5 protein-coding genes are annotated in these 5,061 nt (G+C 57.5%); 1 reads left to right on the top strand and 4 read right to left on the bottom strand.

Annotation, left to right across the window (positions count from 1 at the left end; translation table 11 throughout):
* The first annotated feature begins 799 nt into the window (after positions 1–799).
* Positions 800–1,432, top strand: a complete 633-nt coding sequence (locus AC0L27_RS40650; protein WP_473323670.1) for a LabA-like NYN domain-containing protein — start codon at positions 800–802, stop codon at positions 1,430–1,432.
* Positions 1,433–1,552: 120 nt separating this feature from the next.
* Here the strand turns inward: AC0L27_RS40650 and AC0L27_RS40645 are convergent, their stop codons facing one another.
* From AC0L27_RS40645 to AC0L27_RS40630, 4 genes are all read right to left on the bottom strand, one after another.
* Positions 1,553–1,762, bottom strand: a complete 210-nt coding sequence (locus AC0L27_RS40645) for a hypothetical protein (RefSeq protein WP_473323668.1) — start codon at positions 1,760–1,762, stop codon at positions 1,553–1,555.
* 222 nt (positions 1,763–1,984) lie between these two features.
* Entirely contained in the window at positions 1,985–2,464 is a 480-nt protein-coding gene (locus tag AC0L27_RS40640; RefSeq protein ID WP_473323665.1) for a phasin family protein, read from the bottom strand.
* Positions 2,465–4,130: 1,666 nt separating this feature from the next.
* Positions 4,131–4,334: a cold-shock protein gene (locus AC0L27_RS40635; protein WP_247395343.1), complete on the bottom strand. Its 204-nt coding sequence runs from the start codon at positions 4,332–4,334 to the stop codon at positions 4,131–4,133.
* Between the two features lie 405 nt (positions 4,335–4,739).
* The coding region (locus AC0L27_RS40630) for a hypothetical protein (protein ID WP_473323662.1) at positions 4,740–5,061 on the bottom strand (322 nt) is incomplete at its 5' end.

Raw genomic sequence — 5,061 nt, 5'->3', positions numbered from 1 at the left:
GCGCCAAGCTCGACTTGCTTCAGGCCCGCCTGATCGGCGTTATATGACCACGGCTGCACCAAAGTTGCGTCAGAGCCCCTTTTGGATGCCGATAGGGGGTCCCAGTCGAACGCCGATTGACACCGATCCCGCACTCAGACGTTCGGAAGACGAGCGTGCAGCGGCCGCGGCACCCGCCTGATCTAGATTGTAACTCAGGACAATTTGCCCTGCTCAATCAGCCTCAGCGCCATCTCGGTTCTTTCTACAAAGACGCGTCGTGTTACGAGGCCATCCTTCGCTGTGACTGATTAGGCGAGTGTTTTGCTCGTTGAGCCGGGCCACCGTTGGATAGTTTCGATCTCGTCGCCCGGTAGTGAGCCGAGAGCAATATCAGGAAAAGCGCGCTGGTCGCCTTGTATTGGCGGCGGCGCGGCTGGTCTCCCGCCCGGACATCACGGTCGCCTCTTCGCAGGTGCACACGCGCCAAGCCCATCCCCGGCCCCACCGCTCTAAGGCAAAATCAAATATTTCGAATTGCTCAGGCATTGCGCTGCACAACAATTCCGGGCAGTCGAGAATAGTCGAAAGCGCGGATCCAATCCACAAGTCGCGGACATGCCCCTCAATGCCGCCAAGTTGGAATTTTCCTCGCCTTGCGGAGTTACGAATTAATTTCGGTCCGAGCAAAACTGTTTGAAGGTTAAAGGACCCCGGTATAGCATCGGAAGGTCCGGCTTTGATGAAAGCTTTGGAAGTGCCGCCTCATTGGCGGGTTCATATTCCCCGCAGCATGGCACTTCGCGCTTCCGAGATTACAATGTCGTCTCCCAACAGGATTGCGCTCTTCATCGACGGAGCCAATCTCTATGCGACCACCAAGACGCTCGGCTTCGATATAGATTACAAGCGCCTGCTGAAGGAGTTTCAGGGCCGCGGGACGCTGTTGCGGGCATTCTACTATACCGCGACGATCGAGGATCAGGAATACTCCTCGATCCGCCCGCTGATCGACTGGCTGGACTACAACGGCTACACCGTCGTCACCAAGGCGACCAAGGAATTCATCGACGCCTCCGGACGCCGCAAGGTCAAGGGCAACATGGACATCGAGCTCGCCGTGGACGCAATGGAGCTCACCGAGCACATCGACCAGATGGTGCTGTTCTCCGGTGACGGCGATTTCCGATACCTGGTGGAGGCGGTACAGCGCCGCGGCGTTCAAGTCACCGTCATCTCCACGATCGCGAGCCAGCCGCCGATGATCGCCGACGAGCTGCGCCGTCAGGCCGACGTGTTCACCGATCTGATCGAGCTCCAAGCCAAGATCGGCCGCGATCCCTCCGAACGCCCGCCCCCTCGCGAGCGCGAGCCGCGCTATCGCCCGCAGCAGCTCCGAGAACGTGAGGCGGTCGCAGGACCAAAGGGAAATGATAGCGTTCTCGAGAATTGATGCCGAGCGAGACGGCTCAGGAGCAAGGCGGCCGCCTGGCTGAGTCGCAAATCGTTTCATGGAGAGTTGCATGTGCGTATGGTGTCCCTCCATCGCGATCATCGATGCCTGAGTGGATGATCAGGCCAGCGATCCCACCCGGCGACGCGCCCAGGCACCGGGCTCGTCGACCCAAGCCTCCTGTGCGAACCAGGCGTGATTGGATTGGCAGATCGGGCAACGAGTGTGCGCGAAGAAAACCGGGCTACGCCGAAAGCTCTCGCGATCGGTCTTGATGCCGGTGGGGATCGCGCGTCCAGTCTGCGGACACTTGACCATGACCATTCCCATTTGGGCCTCCCTCAACTCTAATTTTCTTGAATTCGATTTCCTATTCGGTTTCGAAAAGCAACCGGCCGGTTAGATCGCGCCTCTTGTTGGTGCGCTGCCTTGGGAGCATCGCGCACCTGCCCGTTGCTTGGTCGAGCATGGGTGGGCATGCTCGCGGCGGGGGCTTGGTCCAACCGGCCGGATCTCCCTCTTGAATGAACCTGAATGTAAATTGAGTGCCGCTTAGTTGCCTTGGTGAAGGACCTTGGCGATGTGCTTCTTGAGTGGCTCGCCGGTTGCCGTTGCAAGCTTCTGGCTCAGGTCCCATAAGTCCTTGCCTTGGGCGGATGCGGTGTCGAAAGTCTTGCGCGCTTGCTCCGCGGACAGGGTGACGACATCCGCCGCCGACTTGGTACCCAAGAGTTGCACAAAGAAATCGATCGTAGAGGCGGTATTAAAGTTCGAGATCTCGATGACCTTGAGCCCGTAGTCTGTCGCGCTCCTGGCATTGCCCGAATAGCTCTCGCGCAGCGCTTCAGCCATATCCTCTGACGCCGCTTTGATCTTCTCGCAGCCTTCCCTTGCGCGGGCGAAGCCCTGCTCGGAAAATTCACCGAGCACACCGGGCACCGCAAACTTCGGCAATCCGAACGGCGGCATCGCGAAGCCGTTCGTTCCGTTCGCTTCAGCTTTCACTTCAGCTTTCGCTTCACTTTCACTCACAGCTGCTGTCTCCATTTCTCAAGCGAATCCCGAAACGCTGGCTGCGCCACAGGAGTTCGTGAAGGCGGAAAGTTGTCCACCTCAGCGTCCGTTCAATTTTGATGAGCTTCAATCCAGCCCCGATACTACTATGCCCAACGACAGGAGAGCTGTCCGTTCGGTTTGTGACTCTCGGCAAAAAATCTTCCGAGGATGTCAATACACACGATCGTCATATCAACGATATGCTTGCAGCGCCGCCGCGTGCGGGTCACCGCGGGTTCCCCCTTGCCAACCAACCCGCCAATAATCGCCGACGAATTTCGCCGCCAAGTCAACGTGTTCACCGACCTTGTCGAACTCCGAGCTAAGATCGGCCGCGATCCGTCCGAACGCGCGGTCATCACCGCAGCAGGTCCCGGAGCGTCCCGTCGCGGGGCCGAAGGGAGAATTGATAGCGTTCTCGAGAATTGATCCCGAGCGAGAATGAGGATCCTTAGCGAATAAGCCAGGCATTTGCCCGTGCTGATCGCAAGTAAGCTTTAAGTGCTCGCAATGGGATGATTGGAGAAGATTCTCCGCTCTTAGCCGGTTCGGATTGTAACATTGGACGCCGGGTCGCGCGACTTTGCACGGGCGTGTTGCTGATCGGTCACGCTCCTAAGCTAAGTCTAACCCTAGCGGCGCATCGGCCTTGATGCCCCGGACCTGCTCGATCTGAAGCGGAGCGATCCGTCTGCAGACCCAAGTAGCATTCGAAAGCGATGTGAAGCCCAAAGCGAAAATAGTTCCCGCTCAGACGGACTTATCGGAGCGCCAGTCGGCGGCCGATCGCCAAAATTAATTCTGTCTCATCATGATGATGACTCTGTCGCGATAATAAACAATAAGTTGGGGAAAACAGAAGCAGGGAGTTTGCGATGGAAGCTATGCGCCGCTTTCGCGCGATGGCGTTGCTATGCCGACAGGCTGCTGCGCGTGATGCTGAGAGAAGCTGGAAGCTGCTCGCAGAGGCAGAGTACTGGGAGCATCTGGCGGCTACAGCTCTGGCTCACTAAGCGCACGGAGTAGTAGCGATTACTCGATTGTCCTGTTTTATCGGTGGCTCTTAGTTCATGTTATTAGAGCGTGCCTTCAACACCGAAGGAGCGTCGCTTGCCTAAAACGAAACAAGTAGTTCGCCGCGAGTGGACGAAGGACGACATCAAGGAACTAAAGGCGCACTCCAATGCTCGGACGCCTGTCGTCACGATAGAACCAAGAGCACCGTCGGCACGCTCCGTCAGAAGGCTATCGTGCTGGGGATGGGACTCGGCCATCAGCGGTAAAGTGACGCTGGTCTCGGTCATAGTGAGTCCGTTGAGCGAGCCGTCAAGATCCGATATTGTTCAACACTCGCATCTGCGCCGATCAGGTGCAGACTGCTGTTCAAGCCGACGGGAAGTTTCGCGGCTTTGGGGGTGACGGCTCGCCATTCAGCCCCGTCGAGCCCTCAGTCGGCAAGGCTGACGTTTAAGTTTTCCCCAAGTGTGACATCGACGACATTGCGGACTCGAGCCGTCGCTGTAGGCTTATCTCGCCGGGGCTGGAATCAATATTTCACGTCTTCATTTTAACCCGGCCGGCCGCAGTGGTTTGCCGCTGCGGCCTTTTCGTGTGGCGCTCCTAGCGTCGCATCTAGAAAAGCTCACCCGACGCGCAGATTTTCCGCCGAGTCCTTTCCGCGATTGTTCACGACGTCAAAGCTGACCTTGGCTCCCTCGTTGAGGCTGCTCAAGCCAGCCTTCTCGACCGCTGAGATATGGACGAAGACGTCCTTGCCACCGTTGTCAGGTTGAATAAACCCGTAGCCCTTCGTCGGGTTGAACCACTTCACAGTCCCCATAGCCACTTAACTTCTCCATTTTGCAAAATCGAAAACTAGTACTGGAACTCAGACAAAAGCAAGGCTGGTGCGGACGCATTTGCGCAAAGGGTGGGCTGGGGTCCTCCCCCCGCATCCTCCATCTTGGCGTCCTTGACCGCAGCCCAAGCGCGCGGTGAGGCCCTCCTGCTGGGGACACAATGGTAACACTGCCGATGCGGCGTGCGCCTCTACGACTGCCCAACCTGTAAGCCGTTGTTTTCGGGATGCCAGCCGCCATAATTTGCCTGATCGCGATCCTGCTTTTATCTGATCGCGAAATAATTCGGCAGCGGGTGGAAATGGTCCGAACCGGGGCTCCAAAAAGTTCGACGATTTGGTCCGCAGAGGACGACCAGATGCTTTTACGGATGCGGGCGAACGGAGCGTCATTCACGGACATTGCAGTAAAACTCGGCCGTAGCCAGGCATCAGTCGAATCTCGCTATTCCAGCTTAAAGAAGCAGACTGAATCTGCGCGGTCGTTCCTAAAACCTTAAGCCCTGCCTCCGGCGGGATACGCTCTGGTGAACACGCCTTGTCAATCAATGCGGTTGTAACGAAACGTGCAGCCAGCACGGGCGAAAACTTCGGCCTCTGCAAGAAAGCGAGCGCGTCATTTCCCCAGAAGGCGTACTCGATGTACCGGTCGCGAATTATCACCTGCTGGTCCGCCTCGACATCCTCTAATACGCTCGCCAGCCGGAGCAAGTAG

It is taken from the genome of Bradyrhizobium sp. Ken51, from assembly GCF_055807435.1.
Note: the sequence above shows the minus strand (reverse complement) of the source record. Positions and strands in the feature narration are given on the sequence as shown.

Excerpts from the sequence above, each read along its gene's own strand:
- AC0L27_RS40645 (WP_473323668.1), bottom strand. The coding sequence starts at position 1,762 with ATGGGAATGGTCATGGTCAAGTGTCCGCAGACTGGACGCGCGATCCCC.
- AC0L27_RS40650 (WP_473323670.1), top strand. The coding sequence starts at position 800 with ATGTCGTCTCCCAACAGGATTGCGCTCTTCATCGACGGAGCCAATCTC.